The sequence below is a fragment of the Bordetella sp. genome, assembly GCF_057362025.1.
The window spans coordinates 17728-43670 of sequence record NZ_JBMQQZ010000029.1 but is presented as its reverse complement, the minus strand read 5'-3'; the positions used below and the strand labels follow the sequence as shown (position 1 = coordinate 43670).

At 66.2% G+C, this 25943-nt stretch carries 27 protein-coding genes; 1 reads left to right on the top strand and 26 read right to left on the bottom strand.

Features of this window, described 5'->3' with window-relative positions; genetic code table 11:
• Positions 1 to 14 precede the first annotated feature (14 nt).
• The 5 genes from tatB to hisI form a co-directional block, all read right to left on the bottom strand.
• Complete coding sequence (tatB, locus tag ACO1P8_RS07360) at positions 15 to 830, bottom strand: Sec-independent protein translocase protein TatB (RefSeq protein WP_486295242.1); 816 nt, start codon at positions 828 to 830, stop codon at positions 15 to 17.
• 119 nt (positions 831 to 949) lie between these two features.
• Positions 950 to 1183 (bottom strand): Sec-independent protein translocase subunit TatA, encoded by a 234-nt coding sequence (tatA, locus tag ACO1P8_RS07355; RefSeq protein WP_094839519.1) that lies wholly within the window; start codon positions 1181 to 1183, stop codon positions 950 to 952.
• 15 nt (positions 1184 to 1198) lie between these two features.
• Positions 1199 to 1567, bottom strand: coding sequence for a histidine triad nucleotide-binding protein (locus ACO1P8_RS07350; RefSeq protein WP_486295241.1), 369 nt, complete (start codon positions 1565 to 1567; stop codon positions 1199 to 1201).
• Positions 1568 to 1599: 32 nt separating this feature from the next.
• A complete protein-coding gene (locus tag ACO1P8_RS07345; protein WP_094839521.1) occupies positions 1600 to 1950 on the bottom strand; it encodes a phosphoribosyl-ATP diphosphatase in 351 nt (116 codons plus the stop codon).
• On the bottom strand, positions 1947 to 2351 hold the full coding sequence (gene hisI / locus ACO1P8_RS07340) for a phosphoribosyl-AMP cyclohydrolase (protein ID WP_094839522.1): 405 nt from the start codon (positions 2349 to 2351) through the stop codon (positions 1947 to 1949). Before hisI ends, ACO1P8_RS07345 begins: the two co-directional genes overlap by 4 nt.
• 323 nt (positions 2352 to 2674) lie before the next feature.
• On the opposite strand from hisI, the gene ACO1P8_RS07335 reads away from it, so the two are divergent.
• Positions 2675 to 3628 carry an IS110 family RNA-guided transposase gene (locus tag ACO1P8_RS07335; RefSeq protein WP_486295240.1) on the top strand — a complete coding sequence of 318 codons (954 nt, stop codon included), beginning with the start codon at positions 2675 to 2677 and terminating at the stop codon, positions 3626 to 3628.
• A gap of 78 nt (positions 3629 to 3706) precedes the next feature.
• Here ACO1P8_RS07335 and hisF read toward each other — a convergent pair whose 3' ends face one another.
• The 21 genes from hisF to ACO1P8_RS07230 form a co-directional block, all read right to left on the bottom strand.
• Complete coding sequence (hisF, locus tag ACO1P8_RS07330; protein WP_486295239.1) at positions 3707 to 4510, bottom strand: imidazole glycerol phosphate synthase subunit HisF; 804 nt, start codon at positions 4508 to 4510, stop codon at positions 3707 to 3709.
• Entirely contained in the window at positions 4507 to 5250 is a 744-nt protein-coding gene (gene hisA, locus ACO1P8_RS07325; RefSeq protein ID WP_094839524.1) for a 1-(5-phosphoribosyl)-5-[(5-phosphoribosylamino)methylideneamino]imidazole-4-carboxamide isomerase, read from the bottom strand. The genes hisF and hisA overlap by 4 nt, the downstream gene beginning before the upstream one ends.
• Positions 5251 to 5335: 85 nt before the next feature.
• A complete protein-coding gene (gene hisH, locus ACO1P8_RS07320) occupies positions 5336 to 6010 on the bottom strand; it encodes an imidazole glycerol phosphate synthase subunit HisH (protein ID WP_486295238.1) in 675 nt (224 codons plus the stop codon).
• 34 nt (positions 6011 to 6044) lie between these two features.
• Positions 6045 to 6632 (bottom strand): imidazoleglycerol-phosphate dehydratase HisB, encoded by a 588-nt coding sequence (gene hisB / locus ACO1P8_RS07315; protein WP_066631458.1) that lies wholly within the window; start codon positions 6630 to 6632, stop codon positions 6045 to 6047.
• 82 nt (positions 6633 to 6714) lie between these two features.
• Positions 6715 to 7845, bottom strand: a complete 1131-nt coding sequence (gene hisC, locus ACO1P8_RS07310; protein ID WP_486295237.1) for a histidinol-phosphate transaminase — start codon at positions 7843 to 7845, stop codon at positions 6715 to 6717.
• Positions 7842 to 9146 (bottom strand): histidinol dehydrogenase, encoded by a 1305-nt coding sequence (hisD, locus tag ACO1P8_RS07305; RefSeq protein ID WP_486295236.1) that lies wholly within the window; start codon positions 9144 to 9146, stop codon positions 7842 to 7844. The genes hisC and hisD overlap by 4 nt, the downstream gene beginning before the upstream one ends.
• A gap of 89 nt (positions 9147 to 9235) precedes the next feature.
• Positions 9236 to 9931: an ATP phosphoribosyltransferase gene (gene hisG / locus ACO1P8_RS07300; RefSeq protein WP_486295235.1), complete on the bottom strand. Its 696-nt coding sequence runs from the start codon at positions 9929 to 9931 to the stop codon at positions 9236 to 9238.
• A 24-nt stretch (positions 9932 to 9955) separates the two neighbouring features.
• Positions 9956 to 11218, bottom strand: coding sequence for a UDP-N-acetylglucosamine 1-carboxyvinyltransferase (gene murA, locus ACO1P8_RS07295; protein ID WP_486295234.1), 1263 nt, complete (start codon positions 11216 to 11218; stop codon positions 9956 to 9958).
• Complete coding sequence (locus ACO1P8_RS07290) at positions 11218 to 11460, bottom strand: BolA family protein (RefSeq protein ID WP_094839531.1); 243 nt, start codon at positions 11458 to 11460, stop codon at positions 11218 to 11220. The genes murA and ACO1P8_RS07290 overlap by 1 nt, the downstream gene beginning before the upstream one ends.
• 342 nt (positions 11461 to 11802) lie before the next feature.
• The gene (locus ACO1P8_RS07285; RefSeq protein ID WP_486295267.1) at positions 11803 to 12582 is read right to left on the bottom strand and encodes an ABC transporter permease; all 780 of its coding nucleotides are present in this window, start codon (positions 12580 to 12582) and stop codon (positions 11803 to 11805) included.
• A gap of 17 nt (positions 12583 to 12599) precedes the next feature.
• Positions 12600 to 13397, bottom strand: a complete 798-nt coding sequence (locus ACO1P8_RS07280) for an ABC transporter ATP-binding protein (RefSeq protein ID WP_486295266.1) — start codon at positions 13395 to 13397, stop codon at positions 12600 to 12602.
• Between the two features lie 119 nt (positions 13398 to 13516).
• Positions 13517 to 14143, bottom strand: a complete 627-nt coding sequence (locus ACO1P8_RS07275; protein ID WP_486295233.1) for an MlaC/ttg2D family ABC transporter substrate-binding protein — start codon at positions 14141 to 14143, stop codon at positions 13517 to 13519.
• 87 nt (positions 14144 to 14230) lie between these two features.
• Complete coding sequence (locus ACO1P8_RS07270) at positions 14231 to 15097, bottom strand: MlaA family lipoprotein (protein ID WP_486295232.1); 867 nt, start codon at positions 15095 to 15097, stop codon at positions 14231 to 14233.
• Between the two features lie 112 nt (positions 15098 to 15209).
• Positions 15210 to 15716, bottom strand: coding sequence for an outer membrane lipid asymmetry maintenance protein MlaD (gene mlaD / locus ACO1P8_RS07265; RefSeq protein ID WP_486295231.1), 507 nt, complete (start codon positions 15714 to 15716; stop codon positions 15210 to 15212).
• 72 nt (positions 15717 to 15788) lie between these two features.
• Positions 15789 to 16589 (bottom strand): lipid asymmetry maintenance ABC transporter permease subunit MlaE, encoded by an 801-nt coding sequence (gene mlaE / locus ACO1P8_RS07260; RefSeq protein WP_486295230.1) that lies wholly within the window; start codon positions 16587 to 16589, stop codon positions 15789 to 15791.
• The gene (locus ACO1P8_RS07255) at positions 16586 to 17422 is read right to left on the bottom strand and encodes an ABC transporter ATP-binding protein (protein WP_486295229.1); all 837 of its coding nucleotides are present in this window, start codon (positions 17420 to 17422) and stop codon (positions 16586 to 16588) included. The genes mlaE and ACO1P8_RS07255 overlap by 4 nt, the downstream gene beginning before the upstream one ends.
• A gap of 69 nt (positions 17423 to 17491) precedes the next feature.
• A complete protein-coding gene (locus ACO1P8_RS07250; RefSeq protein WP_486295228.1) occupies positions 17492 to 18022 on the bottom strand; it encodes a chromate transporter in 531 nt (176 codons plus the stop codon).
• The gene (locus tag ACO1P8_RS07245) at positions 18019 to 18612 is read right to left on the bottom strand and encodes a chromate transporter (protein WP_486295227.1); all 594 of its coding nucleotides are present in this window, start codon (positions 18610 to 18612) and stop codon (positions 18019 to 18021) included. The genes ACO1P8_RS07250 and ACO1P8_RS07245 overlap by 4 nt, the downstream gene beginning before the upstream one ends.
• A gap of 118 nt (positions 18613 to 18730) precedes the next feature.
• Positions 18731 to 19366, bottom strand: coding sequence for an OmpW/AlkL family protein (locus ACO1P8_RS07240; RefSeq protein ID WP_486295226.1), 636 nt, complete (start codon positions 19364 to 19366; stop codon positions 18731 to 18733).
• 191 nt (positions 19367 to 19557) lie between these two features.
• Positions 19558 to 21024, bottom strand: coding sequence for a glutamate synthase subunit beta (locus ACO1P8_RS07235; RefSeq protein WP_486295225.1), 1467 nt, complete (start codon positions 21022 to 21024; stop codon positions 19558 to 19560).
• Positions 21025 to 21033: 9 nt separating this feature from the next.
• Positions 21034 to 25773, bottom strand: a complete 4740-nt coding sequence (locus ACO1P8_RS07230; RefSeq protein ID WP_486295224.1) for a glutamate synthase-related protein — start codon at positions 25771 to 25773, stop codon at positions 21034 to 21036.
• Positions 25774 to 25943 lie beyond the last annotated feature (170 nt).

Sequence of the window (25943 nt, the reverse complement as noted above, 5' to 3'; positions counted from 1 at the left end):
TGGCAGTTCCTGGCTCACGTTGTGCTACCGGTAGGCGTTTGTGATTTGGGCGTCGCGTCGCTGGCTGCGGGCGACGACGGCGGGGTCGATGCCGGGGGCGTCGGTGTGTGAGCCGGTGATGCCGGCGCTGACGATGCGGGGCTGGCGGAGGCGGCCGTCGGCGATGCGGATGGTGTCGCAGCCGACGTGGTTCCGGTCGATGTGGCCGAGGGCGATGCTGGCGGTGCCGGCGTGGCGGGAGCGGATGCCGACGCCGGGATGGACGCGGCGGTGGGGGCCGTGGCCGGAGCTGCGGTCGTAGCCGAAGTGGCCGGGGATGCCGCCGCCGGTACCGACGGAGCGCCGCCCGGTGTGGCACTGTGGGTGGCGGGTTCCGCCGCTGTCGCCGGGGAAGCCCCAGGGGTGGCGTTCGTTTCGATGGCGGGCACCACGGGCGGGGCATCGGCCGTCGAGGGCGTATCGGCCTGGGCTGCCGGCTCGGCCAATGCCGCGGTGGGTGCGCCCTGCATGGAAACCGCGCTGGTGGCCGCCTTGGCGGCTTCGTCCAGCTCCTGCCGCAGCGCCTGCGCAGGTTCGCGCAGGGAAGTTTCGGCATCGCGCAGCGAAGTCTGTACCGATTGCGCGGCCGTTTCCATGTCGGTCTTGAACTTGCGCAGCTCATCCAGCTCGATTTCGCGCCGGATATCGCTTTTTACGTCGTTGACGTAGCGCTGCGCGCGCCCCAGCAGATGTCCTACCGTGCGTGCGACCTTGGGGAGGCGTTCCGGTCCTATGACGATCAGCGCGATGACGCCGATCACCATCAGTTCTGTGAAACTGACATCAAACATACGACGGCCATGAAAAAGAGGAGATGCCCTTTCCGCCCCGGTATGGCACGGCGGCGGGCAGCGGGCGTCGGGCGCAGGCAGGGCGGCCGCCTAAGCCGCCGCCACGCCGCGAGCCGGGATCACGAATGCGTTTTTTCCTTGGCTTGGACGTCGATCGTTTCGCCGGAAACGCGTTGTTGGTGGGCCGGATCCACCGGATCGGCCGGGTCGCCATTGGCGTCCCGCATGCCTTCCTTGAAGCCCTTGACGGCGCCGCCCAGGTCGCTGCCGAAGTTGCGCAGCTTCTTGGTGCCGAAGATCAGTGCCACGATGACCAGAACGATCAGCCAATGCCAGATGCTAAAACTGCCCATGACGGTTCTCCGTGTTCATGCGTTCGGGGCTACGCGGCCTTTCCAAGGACGCGAACCGCCAATAATGTGGAAATGCAGGTGGGGGACTTCCTGTCCGCCTTCCGCGCCGGAATTGGCAAGGAGGCGAAAGCCGCCTTGTTCCCCCGGGTTGCAGCCGTTTTCCAGCGCCAGCCGCGGGGCCAATGCCACCATTCTACCCAACCAGCCGGCGTCCTCCGCGGTTATGTCCTGCATGGACCCGATATGGCGGCGAGTGATGAGCAGCAGGTGGACCGGCGCGGCGGGGTTGATGTCGTGGAAAGCCACGAATTCATCGTCCTCGTAGACCTTCTTCGAGGGGATCTCGCCGCGGCTGATTTTGCAGAAGATGCAGTTGTCGCTCATGGGTCTCGCTCCGTATGTCCGTGGCGGCGCCGTCAGTCGGCGGGCCGGGCGGCTTTCTCCGCCAGCCCCGACAGGCCTTCGCGTCGCGCGAGTTCCGCCAGGACGTCCTCCGGGCGCAGATTGTAATGAGTCAGGGCTACAAGGCAATGAAACCAGAGGTCGGCCGTCTCGCTGACGATGCGTTCGGGCACGCCGTCCTTGGCGGCCATGACCAGTTCCGTGGCTTCTTCGCCGATCTTTTTCAGGAAGGCGTCGGGCGCCTTGGCCAGCAGCTTGGCGGCGTAGGACGTGGCCGGATCGCCGCCCCGGTCGGGACGGCGCGTTGCCAGGGTATCGGCGATGCGCGCCAATACGGCCGTGCTGCGCGGATCGATGTCGCTCATTTGTAGATCAGCTCCGGGTCCTTCAGGACCGGGTCGGTCGTTTCCCAGTGGCGTTCGCCGCCCTGCCCGTCCAGCCGGCGGAAGAAGCAGCTGGCGCGGCCGGTATGGCAGGCGATGCCGCCTTGCTGGTCTACCTTCAGCAGCACCACGTCGCCGTCGCAGTCCAGGCGCAATTCCTTCACCTGCTGCGCGTGCCCGGATTCCTCGCCCTTGCGCCACAGGCGCTGGCGCGAGCGCGACCAATAGACCGCGCGCCCGGTGGCGGCGGTTTCGGCCAGCGATTCGCGGTTCATCCAGGCGACCATCAGGATCTGCCCTGTCTGGGCATCCTGGGCGATGGCGGGTATCAGGCCCTGCGCGTCGAAAACGACGTCAGCCAGCCAAGCGGGTTCGTTGCTCATAAATCCATTATCCATCGTCGCCCCCTCGATGAGGAAGCGCGCAGCGCGTGGGGGGTGGAACAACCCACCACGCCGCTACGCAAAAAACAGGTGCAGCCGACCCGGGACGCCGAGGATCCGGCTTGTATGGTTAGGGGGTGTTGGGGTGGAGGGCCTGAATTACCGGATATCGGGTAGGACCGACTGGCGGAGATTGCCCCCACCCCGCCTTCGAGCGTCGATAAGGAACTGAGCGGTATCTCAGCGCCGATCTTCAAGCAAGCTAACGCCGCTGGCGGGATTCCACCCCAACGAATGTCATTGTTCATTGGAGTAATCCCACTATGCAAGCCCCCTTGAACTTGGTCGGCGTAGACGTCTCCAAAGCCGAATTGGTCATCGCGGTCCACAACCATGACACGGTGCTGAGCGTGGCCAACGAGTGCGCGGCCATCACACAATGGTTGCGCACCTTGGCGCCCGGTTCGTTGCTGGCCATGGAGTCCACCGGCCGATACCATCAACTTCTGGCCAATTTGGCCGACAGCATGGGCCTGAGCGTGTTCGTGCTCAATGCCCGTGACGTGTACTTCTACGCCAAGGCCATCGGGGCGCGCGGCAAGACCGACCACGTGGACGCGCGCCTGATCGCCCGTTTCCTGGCCGAACACCATGCCCGCCTGCATCCTTATCATGCCCCCAGCGCCACCCAGGCTGAACTGGCGCAGTTGATGGCCCAACGATGGACGGCGGTCACCAAACGTACCGCCTTGCGCGAATCCCTTGGGCCGGCCTGCGACACTCTGGCCCACGCCGTTTGCGAATTGGACCAAGCCTTTGCGGGCCTGCTGCGAGCCATTGATGAGCGCATCACCGCCCTTATCAACACCGAGGCCCCGCTGCGCGAGGCTCGCACCTTGCTCCAAAGCATCGTCGGCATCGGACCTCAATCCAGCGCCTTGCTGGCTTGTTTGCTCACGCGTGTGCCCTTCGCTAGCGCCGAGGCCCTGGTCGCCTACAGCGGCCTGGACCCGCGCGCCAATGACTCCGGGCGCAGCAGGGGCCGCAGACGCCTGTCCAAGCGCGGCGACCCGGCTCTGCGTCACCTGATGTACCTGGCGGCGATGTCGGCCAGTCACACCAAAACCTTCAAGACCCTCTACCAGGCACTGCGCGCTCGTGGCCTGAAAACCACCGAAGCGCTGGTCGTGCTCGCGCGCAAGCTCTTGCATATCGCTTTTGCCGTCTGGCGCTCTCAACAGCCTTTCGACCCTCATCGCATCAGCTCCGGCAATTGACCAAAACCATAGAACCTCCGCCGGTCCGCCAGCGTCGCCCCCTTGAGGGGGAAGCGCGCAGCGCTTCGGGGGTGGGCCTCATACCCTCACTTCAATGCCGAGGCCGGCCATGTAGCGCTTGCATTCCTGAACCGTGTGCTGGCCGTAGTGGAAGATGCTGGCGGCCAGGACGGCGTTGGCACGGCCCAGGGTAACGCCTTCGGCCATGTGCCGCAGCGAACCGACACCGCCCGAAGCGATGACGGGCACGGGCACGGCATCGGATACCGCCCGCGTCAGGGCCAGGTCGAAGCCGGATTTGGTGCCGTCCTTGTCCATGCTGGTCAGCAGGATTTCGCCGGCGCCATATTCGGCCATGCGGCGCGCCCATTCGATGGCGTCCAGCCCGGTGGCCTTGCGGCCGCCGTGCGTGAAGACCTCCCAACGATCGGTGCCGTCTTCCGTGCTGACGCGGCGCGCGTCGATCGCGACCACGATGCACTGCGAGCCGTGATAATCCGCGGCCGCGCGCACCAGTTCGGGATCCGCGACGGCCGCGCTGTTGATGCTGACCTTGTCGGCGCCGGCATTCAGCAGGCGCTGGATATCGGCGACCTGGCGCACGCCGCCGCCTACCGTCAGGGGAATGAAGACCTGCGACGCGACCTGCTCGATGATGGGCAGGATCAGGTCGCGGCCGTCGCTGGTGGCGGTGATGTCCAGGAAAGTGAGTTCGTCGGCACCCTGTTCGTTGTAGCGGCGCGCGATCTCCACGGGATCGCCGGCATCGATCAGGTTGACGAAGTTCACGCCCTTGACGACGCGGCCGGCCGTCACATCCAGGCAGGGAATGATGCGCCGCGTCAGCGTGTTGGCGCAGGCGCTCTGGGCGATACCGTTCATGGTTTCGCCAATTCGTCCGCGCGGGTTTGCGCGTCCTGGAAATTCAAGGCGCCTTCGTAGATGCTGCGGCCGAGGATGGCACCTTCGATACCTTCTTCTTCGACCGCGCACAGGGCTTCGATATCCTGGATGCCTGCGATGCCGCCCGAGGCGAAGATCGGGATGCGGACGTGCTGCGCCAGCCGCACGGTGGCGTCGACGTTGACGCCCGATAGCATGCCGTCGCGGCCGATGTCGGTGTAGATGATGGCCTCGCAGCCGTAGTCCTCGAACTTGCTGGCCAGGTCCAGGACGTCATGACGCGTCAGCTTGCTCCAGCCGTCGGTCGCCACCTTGCCGTCGCGGGCGTCCAGGCCGACGATGATGCTGCCGGGGAAGGCGCCGCAGGCGTCATGCAGGAAGCCGGGGTTCTTGACCGCGGCGGTACCGATGATCACATAGGAAATGCCGTTGTCGAGATAGCGCTCGATGGTGTCCAGGTCACGGATGCCCCCGCCGATCTGGACGGGAATGTCGTCGCCGACCGCATCGACGATGGCCTTGATGCTGGCTTCGTTGCGCGGTTTGCCGGCGACGGCCCCGTTCAGGTCGACCAGATGCAGACGGCGTGCGCCCTGTTCCAGCCAGTGGGTGGCCATGGCGGCCGGGTCTTCGGAGAACACCGTTGCATCGTCCAGGTCTCCCTGGCGCAAGCGGACGCAACGCCCGTCTTTGAGGTCGATGGCGGGGATCAGCAGCATAGTGATAACGCGCGTTGGTAAGTCGGTTGTTGGAACGGGTGGGGCAAACCGGCGCGACGGTTGGGTTCGCACCGGGCGTCGGGAATCAGGGGCGCCAATCGACAAAATTCCTGTACAGGCGCAGGCCGTGTTCGGCGCTCTTTTCCGGGTGGAACTGCACCGCGAAAATGTTAGCTGCCGCCACCGCGCAGGTAAAGGAACCGCCGTAATCGGTTTCCCCAACGGTCAGGGCAGGGTCGGCCGGCACGGCGTAGTAACTATGAACGAAATAGAAATGCGTGCCGTCCGGAATGCCTTCCCAGATTGGATGAGAGCGTGTTTGGCGTACTTTGTTCCAGCCCATGTGCGGAACTTTCAGGCGTTCGTCGGCGGCCGCGGTTGTGGCGGGGTCTTCGTAGGCGCCGATCGGCGAGGCGTACTGGGCGCCGCTGAAGCGATGGACCACGCCGGGAAAGATGCCAAGGCAGATGGTCGGGCCTTCTTCGCTGGTGTCGAACAGCATCTGTTCGCCCACGCATACGCCCAGCAGGGGCTTGGTGCGCGCGGCGCGCACCACGGCCTCGCGCAGGCCGGATTCGTTCAGCGTGCGCATGCAGTCCGCCATCGCGCCCTGGCCGGGAAAGACCACGCGGTCCGCCGCGTCGATGTCGGCCACGGTGTTGGAAATACGGATGTCGGCGTCCGGGGCGGCGGCGGCCAGCGCGCGCGCCACGGAGTGGAAGTTGCCCATGCCGTAGTCGACGATAGCGATGGAAGTCACGAGATTTCTGCCTGCGTATTCGTAGGATCGCCGATTACAGCACGCCTTTGGTGGAAGGAACGACGCCCTGGCTGCGCGGATCGCGCTCCATCGCCATGCGCAGCGCGCGGCCACAGGCCTTGAAGACGGTCTCGCACTGGTGATGGGCATTACGGCCGCGCAGATTGTCGATATGCATGGTGATCAGGGCGTGATTGACCAGGCCCTGGAAGAATTCACGCGTCAGGTCGACGTCGAATTCGCCGATGCGGGCACGCGTGAACGGTACATTGAATTCCAGGCCGGGACGGCCGGAGAAATCGACCACCACCCGCGACAGTGCTTCATCCAGCGGGACGTAGGCGTGGCCGTAGCGCAGGATGCCCTTTTTGTCGCCGATGGCCGCGGCGATGGCCTGCCCCAGCGTGATGCCGACATCTTCCACCGTGTGATGCGCGTCGATGTGCAGATCCCCTTCGGCCTTGATGTCCAGGTCGATCAGCCCGTGGCGCGCGATCTGGTCCAGCATGTGGTCCAGGAAGGGTACGCCGGTATCGATGGACTGGCGGCCCGTGCCGTCCAGGTTGACCGCCACGCGGATGCGGGTTTCGTTGGTGTTGCGGGTGATATCTGCGGTGCGCATGGTGGTCTGTCTGTTGCGTCGGTGGCTTGGAGTAAGGCGTTAGGGTCCGGCGCGGTTGATGTAAGCAAAAAAAAGGCGGGCGTCAGCCCAGGATGTCGCGTAGGGCCGCGATCAGCGCGGCGTGTTCGTCGGGCGTGCCCAGCGAGATGCGCAGGCAGTCGCTCAGCGCGGGATCGCCGGGGAAGGCGCGAACCCGTATTTTGCGCGTTTTCAGGGCTTGATGCACGGCGTTGCCGCCCATCTTGCCGGAAAAGCGCGCAAGAAGGAAGTTGGCGGAGGACGGATGGATGGTCACGCCGGGCAGTGCGGCAAGTTCGCGGGCCAGCCCATCGCGCGAAGCGCGCAGGCGGGCAGCCTGCTCATCCAGCACCGCCTTGTGGCGCAGCACGGCCAGCATGACGGCTTCCGTCAGCACGTCGACATTGTAGGGCGGGCGCAGCTTGTCGATCTCGGCGATCCAGGGCGCGGGGCCGGCCAGGTAGCCGAAGCGCAGGCCCGCCAGCCCGATCTTGGAGACGGTGCGCAGCACCACTGCATTGGCGAACCCGGCGGCGCGCGGCATCCAGGTGCCGTCGGCATAGGGTTGGTAGGCTTCGTCGATCACCACCAGCCCAGGGGCCGTGGCGAGGATGGTCTCGATGGCCTCGTCCGCCCAGCGTCCCCCCGTTGGATTGTTCGGAACGGCCAGGAAGACCACCTTGGGCCTGTGCGCGCGGATGGCCGCCAGCATGGCCGGCAGGTCGAGCTCGAATGTCGCCGTCAGGGGCACGCCCACGAAGCGGGCGTGGTGAAAGCGCGCCGACATGTCGAACATCACGAAGGACGGCACGGGTGACAAGACGATATCGCCCGGGCTGCAGCAGGCCTGCACGACCAGGCTGATCAGTTCGTCGGAGCCGTTGCCGAACAGCAGCGCGGCGGCGTCCGGCACGCCGAACGCGGCGCGCACGGCGGTCTCCAGGGCGTCGTGCCGGCCCGCTGGATAGCGGTTCAGCGGCGTGGCCCGTGCCGCGGCGGCGATGGCGTCGCGCACGACATCGGGCAGCCCGTAGGGATTCTCCATTGCATCCAGCTTGATGCCGTCGTCTTCATGCCCGACGGCATAGGCCGAGAGGGCCAGAATATCGGGCCGGATGGTCGTGGCCGCCCGTTCGGCCGCCGTGAGCGCCCGCCCGTCCGTGGCCGGGCGGCGGCCGGGCTCGGCGGTATTCATGCCTTGTCGAGCCGGTATTGGGCGCTGGCGGCGTGCGCCTGCAGCCCTTCGCCCAAGGCCAGGTCGGCCGCGATACGACCCAGCGTCTGAGCGCCCTGCCGCGAAACCTGTATCAGGCTGGAGCGCTTCTGAAAATCGTAGACGCCCAGGGGCGACGAAAAGCGCGCCGTGCGGGAGGTCGGCAGCACATGGTTGGGCCCGGCGCAGTAATCGCCGAGCGATTCGGACGCGTAGCGGCCCATGAAGATCGCGCCGGCGTGGCGGATGCGTTCCACCCACTTTTCAGGGTCATCCGTGGAGATTTCCAGGTGCTCGGGCGCGATGTCGTTGGCGATGTCGCAGGCTTCCTCCAGGCTGCGCACCTGGATCAGGGCACCGCGCTTGCCCAGGCTTTCGCGCAGGATGTCGGCGCGGGGCATGCCGGGAAGCTGGCGGTCGATGGAGGCGGCGACTTCGTCCAGATAGGCGGCGTCCGGGCACAGCAGGATGGCTTGCGCCAGTTCGTCGTGCTCGGCCTGGGAGAACAGGTCCATGGCGATCCAGTCCGCCGGCGTCCGTCCGTCGCAGATGACCAGGATTTCGCTGGGACCGGCGATCATGTCGATGCCCACGGTGCCGAACACGCGGCGCTTGGCGGCCGCGACATAGGCGTTGCCGGGGCCGACGATTTTGTCCACGGCGGGAATCGTGGCCGTGCCGTAGGCCAGCGCCCCGATCGCCTGGGCACCGCCGATGGCAAAGGCGCGGTCCACGCCGGCGATGGCGGCCGCGGCCAGCACCATCGGGTTGCGCAGGCCGTCCGGCGTGGGCGTGACCATGATGAGTTCCGCCACGCCGGCCACCTTCGCGGGTATGGCGTTCATCAGCACCGACGATGGATAGGCCGCCTTGCCGCCAGGCACGTACAGCCCGACGCGGTCCAGGGGAGTGACCTTCTGCCCCAGCATCGTGCCGTCGGTCTCGGTGTAGGTCCAGGTCTGGGCGCGCTGTTTTTCATGATAGACCCGCACACGCTGCGCGGCGGCCTCCAGGCCCTGGCGCTGGGCCGCCGGCAGCGATTGCAGGGCGGCCTGCCAGCTGTCGCGCGGGATTTCCAGCGCCTGCGCGGTGGCGACATCCACGCGATCGAACCGCCGGGTGTATTCGAGCAGCGCATCATCGCCCCGATGCCGCACGGCCGCCAGGATATCGGCCGCGGCGCGGTCGATGGATTCATCCTGGGAGGCCTCGAAGGCCAGCAGGGAAGACAGGGCGGACGCGAAACCGGGATCGCGGGAATCGAGGCGGTTGATGGTGGTCATGGAATACCCCCTTCGGGGCGTATAAGGCCGCGGACCGGGCGGATGGCGGCGAAACGGGACAGGGCGCGGATGCGCGGATCAAGCGTCTATCATGCCACACGCGCGGCGCTGGCCCGCTCGAAGGCGTCCAGCAGGGGCTGCAGGCGCGCGCCGCGTGTTTTCAACGCCGCCTGGTTGACGACCAGCCGCGAGGAAATCGGCATGATGTCTTCCACGGCCACGAGGTTGTTGGCGCGCAGCGTGCCGCCGGAAGAGACCAGGTCGACGATGGCGTCGGCCAGGCCGACCAGGGGCGCGAGCTCCATAGAGCCGTACAGCTTGATCAGGTCCACGTAGACGCCCTTGGCGGCGAAGTGCTCGCGCGCGGCCTGGACGTATTTGGTGGCGACGCGCAGGCGCGCGCCCTGGCGCACGGCGCTCTGGTAGTCGAAGCCCGCCGGGACGGCGACGCACAGCCGGCACTTGGCGATGTTCAGGTCGATCGGCTGGTACAGGCCGCCCGGGTGCGCGGCGGCGTGTTCGATCAGTACGTCCTTGCCGGCGATGCCCAGGTCCGCCGCGCCGTACTGGACGTAGGTGGGTACGTCAGAGGCGCGCACGATGATCAGGCGCAGGCCGGGATCGCTGGTCGGGATGATCAGCTTGCGCGAGTGTTCGGGGTTTTCCGTGACTTCGACGCCGGCTTCGGCCAGCAGGGGCATGGTTTCTTCGAAGATGCGGCCCTTGGACAGCGCCAGCGTGAGCGGCGCGGGATCGGCGGTGGCGCGGGTATCGGGCTGGTTCATATCAGTCGTCCATTGCTCTGTGCGTCACTCGCGTCCGGAGACGCGCTCGATGTGCGCGCCCAGCTCGCGCAGCTTGCATTCCATCTGCTGGTAGCCGCGGTCCAGGTGGTAGATGCGGTCGATAACGGTCTCGCCATCGGCGACCAGGCCGCCGATGACCAGGCTGGCGGAGGCGCGCAGGTCCGTCGCCATGACGGTGGCGCCCGACAGGCGAGGCACGCCCCGCACCACGGCGGTGTGGCCATCGATATCGATGTCGGCGCCCATGCGGATCAGTTCCTGCACGTGCATGTAGCGGTTTTCGAAGATGTTCTCGACGATCACGCCGGTGCCTTCGGCGACGGTGTCCAGCGCCATGAACTGGGCCTGCATGTCGGTCGCGAAGCCGGGATACTCGTGGGTGCGCGCGCTGACCGCCCGGGGGCGCCCGCGCATCGATGCGCGTATCCAGTCGGCGCCGTATTCCAGCGACAACCCGGCCTCGGCCAGCTTGTCGAGCGTCGCGCCCATGTGCGACGCATCGGCGGCGCGCAAAGTGATTTCACCGCCGGTGGCGGCGACCGCGCACAGGAAGGTGCCGGCCTCGATGCGGTCGGGAATGACGCGGTGCGTGGCGCCATGCAGCCGATCCACGCCTTCGATGACGATACGGTCGGTACCATGGCCCTGGATCTGCGCACCCATTTTGATGAGCAGTTCGGCCAGATCGACGATTTCGGGCTCGCGCGCGGCGTTCTCGAGCACCGTGCGGCCCTGTGCCAGCGTGGCCGCCATCATCAGGTTTTCCGTGCCGGTGACGGTGACCATGTCGGTGCGGATGGAGGCTCCTTTCAGCCGCCTGGCCCGCGCAACCACGAAACCGTGTTCCAGCTTGATGTCGGCCCCGAGCGCGGCCAGACCCTTGATGTGCTGGTCGACCGGGCGCTGGCCGATGGAGCAGCCGCCGGGCAGGCTGACGCGCGCTTCGCCGAAACGCGCCAGCAGCGGCCCCAGGACAAGGATGGAGGCGCGCATGGTCTTGACCAGCTCGTAGGGCGCTTCCAGTTTGTCGACCTGATCGGCGCGGATCGTCACGCCGCCGTGGGGCTGGCGTTCGGCGTGCGTGCCCACGTGGCCCAGCAGGCGCAGCATGGTGGCAATGTCGTTGAGCTCCGGAACGTTTTCCAGCGCCAGCGTGTCCGCCGTCAGCAGGCCGGCGCACAGGATGGGCAGCGCCGAGTTCTTGGCGCCGGATACGGTGATTTCGCCGTGCAGCGGACCGCCGCCGGTGATGCGCAGCTTGTCCATCAGCGTCCCGCCTTGTATTCGGCGGGCGTCAGGGTGCGCATGGACAGCGCGTGGATCTCGGCCTTCATGCGGTCGCCGAGCGCGGCATAGACTAGCTGGTGGCGGGCGATCGGACGCTTGCCTTCGAAGGCGCTGCTGACGATGACCGCATCGAAATGCGATCCGTCGCCCTGTACGTCGATATGTTCACAGTCCAGTCCGCCGGCAATGTACTGGCGGACTTGTTCGGGCGTCGGCAACATGTTTTCAGTAATCCCTTGTGCTCTGCGCCACCTGCGACGCAAAAAACGAATAAAGCGCGATAGGCGGTCCCGCGAACCCGGCTCCACCGTCCTGCCCGCGCCGCTCCCCGCAAACGGAAGCGCACACCCCTTCGAAGATGAAACCATCCACCCCACCTCCACGCAAGAAACAGGTGCGGCCAAGCGGGGACGCCGAGGATCCGGCTTCGCCGGTCCTCCAGCGTCGCCCCCCGGAGGGGGGAAGCGCGCAGCGCTTCAGGGGGCGAGCTTTCCTTCCGGTCCTCTGGCGTCGCCCCCTTGAGGGGGAAGCGCGCAGCGCTTCGGGGGTGGGCCTCATACCTTCTAGTTCCTCAGCTTGTAGCCGCTGGCCAGCAGGCGTGCGGCGTAGGTGCCCAGTGCCAGGAAGACGCAGGTGACCACGGCCAGGCTGCGCCAGGGCGACACATCGGACACCGAAAAGAACCCGTAGCGGAAGCCGTCGATGGTATAGAAGATGGGATTCCAGTGCGATACGCCCTGCCAGAACGGTGGCAGGGTATGGATGGAATAAAACACGCCCGACAGGAAGGTCGCCGGCATGATCAGGAAATTCTGGAACGCCGCGAGCTGGTCGAATTTCTCGGAGAACAGCCCGGCAATGATGCCCAGGCTGCCCATGATGCCGCACGCCAGGACGGCGAACGCCAGCACCCACAGTGGATGCGCCGGCGTGAGCGGGATGAAGAACAGCGCCACGATCCACACGCACAGGCCCACCGCCAGACCGCGCGCGATGGCCGCGATCACGTAGGCGAAGTAGATGTCCCGATGCGACAACGGCGGCAGCAGGATGAACACCAGGTTGCCCGTGATGCGGCTCTGGATCAGCGAGGACGATGGGTTGGCGAAGGCGTTCTGCAGCATGCTCATCATCATCAGGCCCGGGATCAGGAATGATGTGTAAGGCACCGTGCCGTAGACGTGGACCCGATCCTGCAGAACCTGCGCGAATACCAGCAGATAGAGCAAGGCCGTGATGACGGGGGCCGCGATGGTCTGGAAGCTGACCTTCCAGAAGCGCATGAGCTCCTTGCGCAGCAGCGTGGGAAAACCGGAGCCCGCCGCGACCTGGGCATCCAGCATGGGGCGTGTGGCGGAGCTCACGAGACCACCTCCGTCAATTGTGTGTCGTCCTCGTGGTGCATGATGCGCACGAACGCGTCTTCCAGGTCCACGCCCCCCACGCGCGCCAGCAGCGCCGGCGTGGTGTCCAGCGCGACGATGCGGCCGGCCTTGAGCATGGCGATGCGGCCGCACAGCGCTTCGGCCTCTTCGAGGTAGTGCGTGGTCAGCATGATGGTGTGGCCAGCCTTGTTCAGCCGCGAGATGAATTCCCACAGGGTACGGCGCAGGTCGACGTCCACGCCGGCGGTGGGCTCGTCCAGCACGATGACGGGCGGCCGGTGCACAAGCGCCTGCGCCACCAGCACGCGGCGCTTCATGCCGCCGGACAGCGCGCGCATGTTGGCGTCGGCCTTGTCGGACAGGCCGAGGTTGAACAGGATCTCGTCGATCCAGTCGTCGTTCTTGCGCAGCCCGAAATAGCCGGACTGGATGCGCAGCGTCTCGCGCACCGTAAAAAAGGGGTCGTAGACGAGTTCCTGCGGCACTACCCCCAGGGCGCGGCGCGCCTGGCGGAAGTCGGCCTGCACGTCATGGCCGCACACGCTGGCGCGGCCCGCGCTGGGAATGGCCAGCCCGGCCAATAGGGAAATCAGGGTGGTCTTGCCTGCCCCGTTGGGGCCCAGCAGGCCGAAGAATTCGCCGGGCTGGATGTCCAGGCTGACGTCGCGGAGCGCCTGGAACCCCGGCGTGGAGGGGCGGCCCAGCCACTTTTTCCAGGCGGGCTGGCGAGCGGCGTAGGTTTTGGAGACGTTCTCGAGACGGACGGCGGACATGATGCGGGGGAACAGCCCGGAAAAGAGCCAATCCTCCATTATAAGGCGCTGCCCGGGTTTTCCCGGGCATGGCCCCTGGCCGCGCAGGGTCGTCCCGGCGCGGCCGTGCCGCAGGCTTGCTACTGCGCGTTGCGCTGGTTCAGCGCCTTGATCAGGCCGTCGATGCCGTTCTGGTTGATTTCCTGCGCGAACTGGTTGCGGTAGTTCTGGATCAGCCAGATGCCTTCGACATTGAGGTCATAGATCTTCCAGCCCGCGGGGGTTTGCTCCAGGCGGTAATCCACGCCGACCGATTGTCCGTTGGATTGGTTGATGGTGCTGCGCACGACCGCGTCGTTGCCGTCGATGGTGGAGCCGGTCACCTTGATACTGGTGCTGTTATCCACCCGCGTCAGCGCGCCGCTGTAGGTGCGTACCAGCGTGCCTTTGAAGGCTTCCGCCAGCGCGGTCTTTTGCTGGGGCGAAGCCTGGCGCCAGTAGCGCCCGGCCGCCAGGCGGGTGGTCTTTTCGAAGTCGACGTAGGGCAGGATGTACTGGTTGACCACTTCGTTGACGCGGCGCAGGTCGCCGTTCTTGACGCCGCCGTCGGTCTTCAGGACCTGCAGCGTCTGGTTGGCGGCGTCCTGCACCACTTTTTCCGGTGAGGCCTGGGGGTTGGACTGGGCATGGGCCGACCAGGCCAGGGCGAGCCCGAGCAGGCCGCTCAGGCAAAGGCGTTGCAATAGCGAAAGGGGATAGAACCGCATGCTTGCTCCTTCTGAATTCCGTGTAAGGAAGCTCCGCCGGACAGGCGCGTCGGTGCCTGTCCGGCGGAACGTCCGCTGCATTCTTTCTTACTGGCGCTTGGGCGCGGGAGTCGTACTGCCCCCGCCCGCACCGCCTATGCCCGGGGCGGCGGGCGCCGGCGTGGCGCCGCTGTCCGTGCCGGCGGGTTTCGTGGCGCTGCCGTTGGCGGCATCGTCGCCTTCGTCGTCGTAGTTCGGCAGGTTGCTGGTGTCGCCCGCTTTGCGGCCCAGTACCATTGCCGCGCGCCGCTGCAGGTAGGCATCGCGCACGAAGCTGTAGGGGTCCAGGGCCACGCGGTCCACGGTGTCCGTGGCGTCCAGCAGGCTGGCGCGGCGGTCGACCACCCACAGGCCATACAGGGAATTGCGCACGGGCACATTGTCGATGGCGCCGACGCTGGTCCACTGGTTGCCGACAAAGTCGCCGGCCAGGCCCGCGGTGTCCCGGATGGTGCTGGAGCCCCAGAAAGGCAGTACGACATATGGACCCTGGCCTATGCCCCATACGCCCAGCGTGGTGCCGAAATCGTTCGGAATGCGTTTCGCGCCGTTGGCGGTGGCCACATCGAAGCAGCCGCCCACGCCCATGGTGGTATTGAACAGGAAGCGGCCGAAGGTATTGATGGCGTCCAGGCCGCGGCCTTGCAGCATGCTGTTGGCCGCGGCCCAGATGTCCGCGACGTTGTTGAACATATTGTGTATGCAGCTTTGCACCGGCTGCGGCGTGATCTTGGTGTAGCCCACGGCGATGGGCTTGAGCACGGCCCGGTCCACCTTGTCATTGAAGGTGTACACGCCCCGGTTGAACCCTTCCCATGGATCGCGCGGGTCGGGGTTCTGCACGGTGGCGCAGCCGGCCAGGCCGGCGCCCGCCGCCGCCAGGGCGAAAATGCGAGTCAGTGTGTTCTTGTTCATCTCGTCGTCTTTCTGGAGAAACAGCCTGTTGGCCGATCGCCCGCGTGCGGCGGCGCTTCCCCTCTTCCCCAGGGCGCCATCCGTGCGTGCGTCGGAGTATGAAATCTTCCGGTCAATGAGGTTGAGGTTGCGCCGCGGGGGCGTTGGCGGCCGGAGCCGACCCCTGTTTTTCCGCCGTGCCGTAAAGGAATTGGCTGATCAGGTTTTCCAGAACGACCGCGCTTTGGGTATACCGGATTTTGTCGCCATTCGCAAAGTTCGCATCATCGCCGCCCGCTGTCAGGCCGATGTATTGCTCACCCAGCAGCCCGGCCGTCAGGATGGAGGCCGAGGAGTCCTTCGGGAACTTGAAATCCGCGTCCATGCTGAGCGTGACCACGGCCTGGAAGCTTTTATCGTCGAAGCGGATGTGGCTGACGCGGCCGACGACCACGCCGGCGCTCTTGACCGCGGCGCGCTCCTTCAGGCCGCCGATGTTGTCGAACTGCGCGGTCAGGTCATACGTAGGGGCGAAGGAGAAGGCGCTGAGGTTGCCGGCGCGCAAGGCCAGGAATACCAGGGCCGCGGCACCGAGCAGCACGAACAAGCCTACCCAGAAATCGGTTTTTTGACGTGACATGAAGAATCCGTATCAGTGGTCCATTGCTGTTTGCCCCACCCGCGTCGCAGGGGTGAGGCATGGCGCGATCATCTAATTGCCAAACATCAGTGCGGTCAACAGGAAATCCAGGGCCAGCACCGCCAGCGATCCGACGACCACGGTTCGGGTGGTGGCGCGGGCCACGCCTTCGGGCGTGGGACGGGCCTGCCAGCCCTCGTACAGGGCGACCAGCGTGACGGCGACGCCGAACACGATACTTTTCAGCACCCCGTTGGCGACATCCTTCCACACATCCACCCCGCTTTGCATCTGGGACCAGAAGGCGCCCGTGTCCACTCCGATGAGCACCACGCCGACCAGCCAGCCGCCCATGATGCCGACCATCGAGAACACCGCCGCCAGAATGGGCATGGCGATGATGCCGCCCCACAACCGGGGCACCAGCACGCGGCGCATCGGGTCCACCGCCATGACTTCCATGGCCGCCAGTTGTTCGCCCGCCTTCATCAGGCCGATTTCCGCGGTCAGCGACGTCCCCGCCCGGCCGGCGAACAGCAATGCCGTTACGACCGGGCCGAGTTCGCGCACCAGCGACAGGGCGACCAGCAGGCCCAGGGATTCCTCCGACCCGTAGCGGCGCAGGGTGTAGTAGCCCTGCAAGCCCAGGACGAAACCGACGAACATACCCGACACCGCGATGATGATGAGGGAATAGTTGCCGATGAAATGCACTTGTTGCGACACCAGGCGCGGACGGCGCAGCGCGATGCCGCTCTTGGCCAACAACGCGCCGAAAAAACGGGTGAAGTAGCCGATGCCGCTTACGGTATCGGTGACCCATCCGCCCAGGCGGCCGATGGGTCCCGCCGGAGCGGAGCTGGATTCGCTCATGGCCTGCGTCCTTCTTGTCGGGCCAGCCAGCGGTCGAAGGCCGGCGTGTCGGGATAATGAAAGGCGACCGGACCGTCCGGTTCGCCGCGCAGGAACTGGCGCACGTAGGGATCGTCGGATGCCGAGAGCGCGTCGGGGCGTCCCGACGCTGCCAGCCGGCCCCGGCCCACGAGATAGACCTGGTCCGCGATGGCGAAGGATTCATGGACGTCGTGCGTGATCAGTACGGAAGCGCACTTCAGGCGATCCGACAGATCGCGGATCAGCCGCGCGGTGATGCCCATGGAAATCGGGTCCAGTCCGGCGAAGGGTTCGTCGTAGAGTATCAGTTCCGGCTCCAGGACGATCGCCCGGGCCAGCGCCACGCGCCGCGCCATGCCGCCGGAGATCTCGGATACCTTCAGGTGCGCGGCCGCGCGCAGGCCGACGGCATGGAGTTTGTCCAGGACGCGTTGCAGGATCTCGGCTTCGCCGTAGCGGGTGTGCTCGCGCAGCGGGAACGCGACGTTTTCGAAAACGTCCAGGTCGGTGAACAGCGCGCCTTGCTGGAAGAGCACGCCCATGCGCTTGCGCAGGCTTTCCAGTTCGGCCGGCGTGACTTTGCCCATATCGTGGCCGAACACCTCGACCTTGCCCGCGCGCGCCTGCAACTGGCCAGTGGCCGCGCGCAGCATGGTGGTCTTGCCGGAGCCCGAGCCACCCATGACCGCGACCACCTGGCCGGACGCGACCGTCATGGAAATGCCCTGCAATACCGTGAAATCCCCGTATCCCAGGGAAACGTCGGTGAACTGCAGCGCTTGTACGGTACGGGCGTCTGGATCAGTCGGCATACGGCGGCAAGTTGGGTGGGGGCGGTCCGTCCCCACGGCCTTGCATTGTAGCTCGACGGTAATCCGGTCCTAGCGCAGCGCGACCAGGAAGACCAGCGCGCCGCCGCCCAGCAGCAGAAACGGACTGACCCGGGTGCGCAGCAGCAGCAGGGTCGAGGCGATGGCGACCGCCCAGGCCCAGGCGCCGCCTTCGGCCGCGCGCAGGATGGTGCAGGAGGCGGCCAGGATCATTCCTGCCGCCACGGGCGCCAGCCCGGTCTCGATCGCCCGGATCCAGAGGCGGCCGTTGTAGCGCTGCCAGACGCGGGCCAGGGCGTAGATCAGGACGGTGCTGGGCACGAAGATGGCGAAGGAAGCCACCAGCGCGCCCAGGATGCCGCGCACCTGCCAGCCGACCAGGGTGACCAGCAGCGACCCCGGCCCCGGCGTAATGCGCGACAGGGCGAACAGATCCAGGAATTGGCCGTCGTTCATCCAGCCGTAGACATCCACCGCCTGGCGGTGGATGTCCGCCACGACGCTTTGTCCCCCGCCTACCGTCAGGAAAGACAAAGGGGCGAAGACGGTGAACAGGTCCCACAGCGCCGAGCTGCCCGTCATGGCTGTTCCCCGCCGCGGCGCAGGCGCAGATAGGCCAGCAGGATGGACACCGGCGCCATCAGGCCCACCACCCACAGCAGCGGCAGGCCTGCGATGAAAATGGTGCCGAAGACCACCACCATGACAAGGATGGGCAGCGGGCCGGTGGCGGCCCGGTAGGCCGCGCGCAGGCCCATTTGCAGGGACAGCCCGACCGCGGCGGCGGCAATGCCGGCCAGGACGACGTGCACGGTGGGGGAATGGGAGAGTTCGGCGAACAGGGCCGCCAGGATGATGGCGGCCGTCATCGGCGGCACGATCATGCCCAGGGCGGCCATGAAGGCGCCGCGCCCGCCGCGCAGGCGAAAGCCGATCCAGATCGACAGGTTCACCACATTGACCCCGGGGAATGCCTGGGCCAGCGCCAGTCCGCTCAGGAATTCCGCTTCGGAAAGCCAGCGCCGCGCCTGGACGAATTCGCGCAGCATCCAGCCGCTCAGGCCGCCACCGAAGCTGGTCAGCCCGATCTTGGCGAATGCCGTAAAGATCTGGCCGAGCGTCGGCACGTGCGCGGGCGAGTCGGGGGCGGGAGACGTGGCGGACGGGCGCACGATGAGGTGGTCGGTTGCGGGATTGCCGCCATGTTACCTGGGGCAGTTGTCTCCACACTTAACGGCAGGGGGCGCCGTGAACTAAATCATGCGGTGCCGGGGCCGGGGCGTGCCGCCGCTAGAAGCGGTAACCCACGCCGACGGTGGCGACCCAGGGATCGATACGTGCCGTGCCGATGCGCTGCCCGTCCAGCTTCACCTTGGACGAGATATCGATGTAGCGGATATCGGCATTCATGAACCAGCGTTCGCTGAGCTTGACGTCCACGCCGAGCTGGGCGGCGACGCCCCACGAATCCTGCAGTTTCAGGTCCGAGCCGCTGATCGCGCCTTCGCTCTTCGTATCGAAGAAATGGGTGTAGTTCACGCCGACGCCGACATAAGGCTGCACCGTGCTGTCGGGCAGGAAGTGCCATTGAAGGCTGAGAGTGGGCGGCAACTGCTTGGTGGTACCGATCTTGCCCAGGCCGCTGCTGCCCCGGATGTCGTGCTGGAACGGCCAGGCGCCCAGCAATTCAATGCCGACATGGCGGGTCGCCATGTAGGTGAGGGTGAAACTGGGGCGCACGCTGTTGCCGACGTCCAGGTCGACGCTGCCATCCAGTACGCTGCCGTTTCCGGATTTGGGACGCACCTGCGTCGCGCCGACCTTGAACAGCACATCGCCGGCTTCGTGCGCGTGCGCGGGCAGGGCGCAGGCGGCGAGCAGGACGGCAAGGACGGCGGCGCGCGGGCGCGCGATGAGGGCGGGCATGTTGATTCTCCATGTCATCGGTAGGGGAATCGACAGGGTCCCTCAAGGAGGGCGTAGTGCATTTGACGCCGGTCAAACGGCGGATGAGCAGGCGCAATCCGTGCGATGGGCAGCCGCACGCCGCGCCATCGAGCCGCGGTGGCACAAAGAAAAAGCCCGCGCGGGCGGCGCGGGCCTGGGGGAGTGCGGGATCAGCGCGGCAGTTCGCTGTCGCCCATCAGGAAGGCATCGACGGCGCGCGCGCACTGGCGGCCTTCGCGTATGGCCCAGACCACCAGGGATTGGCCTCGGCGCATGTCGCCGGCGGCGAAGACCTTTTCCACGCTGGTACGGTAGTCGTCGGTATTGGCGCGTACATTGCCGCGCGTATCGCGATCCACGTTGAACGCATCCAGCACCTGCTGGCGTGGGGAAACGAAGCCCATGGCCAGTAGCACCAGATCGGCCTTGATCTCGAATTCCGATCCGTCCACTTCGCGCATTTTCATCTGCCCGGTGGCTTCGTCCTTGACCCACTCCACGCGGGCGCCGATGAGCTTGCGCACCACGCCTTTCTCGCCCACCAGGGATTTGGTCGTGACTGCCCAGTCGCGTTCGCAGCCTTCCTCGTGCGAGGACGAGGTGCGCAGCTTGGCCGGCCAGTACGGCCAGGTCAGCGACTTGTTTTCCGATTCCGGCGGCTGCGGCATCAGTTCGAATTGCGTCACCGAGGCGGCGCCGTGCCGGTTGCTGGTGCCCACGCAGTCCGAACCGGTATCGCCGCCGCCGATCACCACCACATGCTTGCCCTTGGCCAGCGTCTGATTGCTCAGGCGGTCGCCCGCCACGGCCTTGTTCTGCTGGCGCAGGAAATCCATGGCGAAGTACACGCCTTGCAGTTCGCGCCCCGGCACCGGCAGGTCGCGCGGGGCTTCCGCGCCGCCCGCCATGACGACCGCGTCGAATTCCTCGCGCAGCGATTCGGGCGTGCGGGCGGTCAGGCCGTCCGCGGCCGGGTCGCCGGCGTTGCCGATGTAGGTAGACGGGCAGAACTCCACCCCTTCCGCTTCCATCTGGGCGATGCGGCGATCGATCTGCGATTTTTCCAGCTTGAAGTCCGGGATGCCGTAGCGCAGCAGCCCGCCGATGCGGTCGCTTTTCTCGAAAACGGTCACGGCATGGCCGGCGCGGGCCAGTTGCTGGGCGCAGGCCAGGCCCGCGGGGCCGGAGCCGAGCACGGCAACCTTCTTGCCCGTCTTGCGCGACGGCGGCTGCGGCACCACCCAGCCTTCTTCCCAGCCCTTGTCGATGATGGCGTGCTCGATGGACTTGATGCCCACGGCGTCGTTGTTGATGTTCAAGGTACAGGCTGCCTCGCAGGGCGCGGGGCAGATGCGGCCGGTGAACTCCGGGAAGTTATTGGTGGAATGCAGCACGTCCAGCGCCTTGCGCCATTCCTGCCGGTACACCAGGTCGTTCCAGTCCGGGATGATGTTGTTGACCGGGCAGCCGTTATTGCAGAACGGGATGCCGCAGTCCATGCAGCGCGCGGCCTGCACCTTGGACGCGTTGTCGTCCAGGCGCAGCACGAATTCGCGCCAGGTCTTCAGGCGCGCCGCCGGCGGCTCATAGGCCTCCTGCAGGCGCTGGTATTCGAGAAATCCGGTGATTTTGCCCATGGTCTTTCCTCAAGCGGCCATTTTTTGCGGGTTGGCCGCACGCCACATTTCGCCCAGTGCGCGGCGGTAATCGGTCGGCATGACCTTGACGAACTTGCCGCGCGAGGCTTCCCAGTTACCCAGGATGTCGCGCGCCTGGAAGCTGCCCGTATAGCGGAAGTGGTCTTCGATCAGGCGCCGCAGGATGCTTTCGTCGGTCTCGCGTTCGCCGCCGCGCTTGGCGCTGTGCCAGGTGTCGATGTTGTCCATGTTCTGCTGTTCGGCGTGCGACAGCACGGCTTCCAGCTCCACCATGGACAGATTGCAGCGGTCGCGGAAGCTGCCGTCCGGATCCCACACGTATGCCACCCCGCCGGACATGCCGGCCGCGAAGTTGCGTCCCGTGGCGCCCAGCACCACGACCGTGCCGCCCGTCATGTATTCGCAGCCGTGGTCGCCGGTGCCTTCCACCACTGCCGCGGCGCCGGAATTGCGCACCGCGAAGCGTTCTCCGGCCACGCCGTTGAAGTAGGCTTCGCCCGCCAGCGCGCCGTACAGCACGGTGTTGCCGGCGATGATGTGGTCGGGCCCGAAGCCGCGGAAGTCGTTGGGCGATCGCACCACGATGCGGCCGCCGGACAGGCCCTTGCCGACGTAATCGTTGGCTTCGCCCACCAGGTCCAGCGTGATGCCGTGGGCCAGGAAGGCGCCGAAGCTCTGGCCCGCCGTGCCGTTGCACTGGATGTGGATCGTATCGTCCGGCAAGCCCTCATGGCCGTAGCGCGACGCCACCGCCCCGGACAGCATGGCGCCGATGGTGCGGTTGCGGTTGCGCACCGGCACGATGAAGGAGACTTTCTCCCCGCGCTCCAGCGCCGGCTTGCTGCGGTCGATCAACTGGTGGTCCAGCGCCGCGGCCAGGCCGTGGTCCTGGTTTTCGGTCTGGCGCACCGGGCCTTCGGACGGCGCCTGGTAGAACACGCGGTTGAAGTCCAGTCCGCGCGCCTTCCAGTGTTCGATGCCGATGCGGGTATCCAGCAGGTCGCTGCGGCCGATCAGTTCGTCGAACTTGCGGATGCCCAGCTGGGCCATGATCTCGCGCACTTCCTCGGCAACGAAGAAGAAATAGTTGACGACGTGTTCGGGCTTGCCCTGGAACTTCTTGCGCAGGACGGGGTCCTGCGTGGCTACGCCCACCGGGCAGGTGTTCAGATGGCATTTGCGCATCATGATGCAGCCTTCGACGACCAGCGGCGCCGTGGCGAAGCCGAATTCGTCGGCGCCCAGCAGCGCGCCGATGACGACGTCGCGTCCGGTCTTCATCTGGCCGTCGGCCTGCACGCGGATGCGGCTGCGCAGGCGGTTCAGCACCAAAGTCTGCTGCGTTTCCGCCAGGCCCAGTTCCCACGGCGTGCCGACCTGCTTGATCGAGGATACCGGCGAAGCGCCCGTGCCGCCGTCATGGCCGGCGATGACGACGTGGTCCGCCTTGGCCTTGGCCACGCCCGCCGCGACCGTACCGACGCCTACTTCGGACACCAGCTTGACCGAGACCGACGCCCGCGAGTTGACGTTCTTCAGGTCGTGGATCAGCTGCGCCAGGTCTTCGATGGAATAGATATCGTGGTGCGGCGGCGGCGAAATCAGGCCCACGCCCGGCACCGAGTAGCGCAGCTTGGCGATGTATTCCGACACCTTGTGGCCCGGCAACTGGCCGCCTTCGCCCGGCTTGGCCCCTTGCGCCATCTTGATCTGGATCTGGTCGGCGCTGCTCAGGTATTCGGCGCTGACACCGAAGCGGCCCGAGGCCACCTGCTTGATGCGCGAGCGCAGCGAATCGCCCGCCTTCAAGGGAACGTCCGCCTCGATGCGGTCGCCGCCCAGGATGGAGGCCAGGGTATCGCCGTTCTTGACCGGGCTCTTGCCGTCGCGCATTTCGGCGCGATAGCGCATTTCGTCCTCGCCGCCCTCGCCCGTGTTGGATTTGCCGCCGATGCGGTTCATCGCGACGGCCAGCACGGAGTGCGCTTCGGTGGAGATCGAGCCCAGCGACATGGCGCCCGTCGCAAAGCGCTTGACGATGTCCTTGGCGGATTCGACTTCTTCCAGCGGGATCGCGCGGGTCGGATCGAAGCGGAACTCGAACAGGCCGCGCAACGTCATGTGGCGGCGGCTCTGGTCGTTGATGATCTGCGCGTATTCCTTGTAGGTGCGGTAATTGTTGGCGCGCGTGGCGTGCTGCAGCTTGGCGATGGAGTCGGGCGTCCACATGTGCTCTTCGCCGCGTACGCGATAGGCGTATTCCCCGCCCGCGTCCAGGTCGTTGGCCAGCACCGGGTCCTGGCTGAAGGCCGCGCGATGCAGGCGCAGGGCTTCCTCGGCGACTTCGAAGATGCCGATGCCTTCGACCGTGCTGGCGGTGCCGGTGAAGTACTTGTCCACCAGTGCGCTCTGCAGGCCGACGGCTTCGAAGATCTGCGCGCCGGTGTAGGACATATAGGTCGAGATGCCCATCTTGGACATGACCTTGTTCAGGCCTTTGCCGATGGCCTTGATGTAGTTCTTGACGGCTTTTTCGGGATCGGCCATCTTTTCCAGCGATTCCAGCGCCAGATAGGGATGGATGGCCTCGGCGCCGTAGCCGCCCAGCAGCGCGAAGTGGTGCACTTCGCGCGCCGAGCCGGTTTCCACCACCAGGCCGGCGTTGGTGCGCAGGCCGGCGCGGATCAGGTGCTGGTGGATGGCCGACGTGGCCAGCAGCGCGGGGATGGCCACGCGCTCGGCGTCCACGCGGCGGTCCGACACGATCAGGATGTTGTGGCCGCTGCGCACCGCGTCGACCGCGCGCGCGCACAGCGCCGCCACGCGGGCTTCAATGCCTTCGCGGCCCCAGGCGGCGGGATAGGTGATGTCCAGTTCCAGGCTGCGGAACTTGTGCCCGGTGACCTGTTCGATGTCGCGGATCTGCGCCATGGCGGCGAAATCCAGCACCGGCTGGGACACTTCCAGGCGCAGCGGCGGATTGACGTTATTGATGTCCAGCAGGTTGGGCTTGGGTCCGATGAACGACACCAGCGACATCCCCAGTTGCTCGCGGATGGGGTCGATCGGCGGGTTGGTGACCTGTGCAAACAGCTGGCGGAAGTAGTTGTAGAGCGGCGTGCCGGGGTTCGACAGCACCGCCAGGGGTGCGTCGTTGCCCATGGAGCCGATGGCCTCCTCGCCCGAGGTCGCCATGGGTTCGAGGATGAACTTGTAGTCTTCCTGCGTCCAGCCGAAGGCCTGCTGGCGGTCCAGCAGGGATGCGGCCGGCGCCGGCGGGCTGGCGGGCTGGCGGGGGGCGGGCAGCGATTCCAGCTTGATGCGCAGGCGCTCGATCCACTGGCGGTAGGGCCACGAGTTGGCCAGTTGCGACTTGATTTCGACGTCGTCGATGATGCGGCCCTGTTCCAGGTCGATCAGGAACATCTTGCCGGGTTGCAGGCGCCACTTCTTGACGATGCGGTTTTCCGGGATGGGCAGCGTGCCGGCTTCCGAAGCCATGATGACCATATCGTCATCGGTGACCAGGTAGCGCGCCGGACGCAGGCCGTTGCGGTCCAGCGTGGCGCCGATCTGGCGGCCGTCGGTGAACGCCACGGCGGCCGGGCCGTCCCACGGCTCCATCATGGCGGCATGGTATTCGTAGAAGGCGCGGCGGCTTTCGTCCATCTGCGTATGCTGTTCCCAGGCCTCCGGGATCATCATCATCATGGCGTGGGCCAGGGAATAGCCGGAATTCACCAGCAGTTCCAGGCAGTTGTCGAACGTGGCCGTATCCGACTGGCCTTCGTAGACGATGGGGTACAGCTTGGGCAGGTCATCGCCCAGCACGGCCGACTGCATCATGCCTTCGCGCGCACGCAGCCAGTTGAAGTTGCCCTTGACCGTATTGATTTCGCCGTTGTGCGCGATCATGCGGTAGGGGTGGGCCAGCGGCCAGGCCGGGAAGGTGTTGGTCGAGAAGCGCTGGTGCACCAGCGCCAGCGCCGAGATCGTGCGGGTATCGGCCAGGTCGCGGTAGTAGCGCCCCACCTGGTCGGCCAGCAGCAGGCCCTTGTAGACGACGGTACGCACCGACGCCGAAGGCACGAAATATTCCTTGCCGTGGGCAAGGCGCATATTCTGGATGGCGTGGCTGGCGGTTTTGCGGATCACATAGAGCTTGCGTTCCAGCGCGTCCGGCACCATGACGTCGGCGCCGCGGCCGATGAACAGCTGGCGGATCACGGGTTCCAGGTCGCGCACGGCGGGCGACATGGGCATGTCCACATCCACGGGCACGTCGCGCCAGCCGAGCACGACCTGGCCTTCGGCGCGCACGGCGCGTTCCAGTTCCTGCTCACAGGCCAGGCGGGAGGCGGTTTCCTTGGGCAGGAAAACCATGGCGACGCCGTATTCGCCCGGAGGCGGAAGCATGACGCCGCCCTGTGCCAGGTCCTCGCGGTACAGGGCATCGGGAATCTGGATCAGGATGCCGGCGCCGTCGCCCATCAGCTTGTCCGCGCCCACCGCGCCCCGGTGGTCGAGGTTTTCCAGGATCTTCAGGCCCTGCTGGATGATCGCGTGGCTTTTGCGGCCCTTGATATGGGCGACGAAGCCCACGCCGCAGGCGTCATGCTCGTTGCGCGGATCGTAGAGGCCTTGGGCGGCGGGCAAGCCGATGCGCGTGGCGTCGATGGGACGCGCCGGCGCGGCGCGACAGGCGTCGGAAGAGGTCGGTACGGTCATGAAGCGCTCCAGGGCCGGGGCCGCTAGAAAAAGTAGGGATCGCCACATTTTGTTGCGGCGCAAACGGCGAAGATACCAGGGGACTTGCTCTGCCCGCAAGAAAAACAAAAGGGGTTCGTCCCTAATAAATACCGGAGCCCGGATCTGACGCCTAAAAACAGGGACGGATA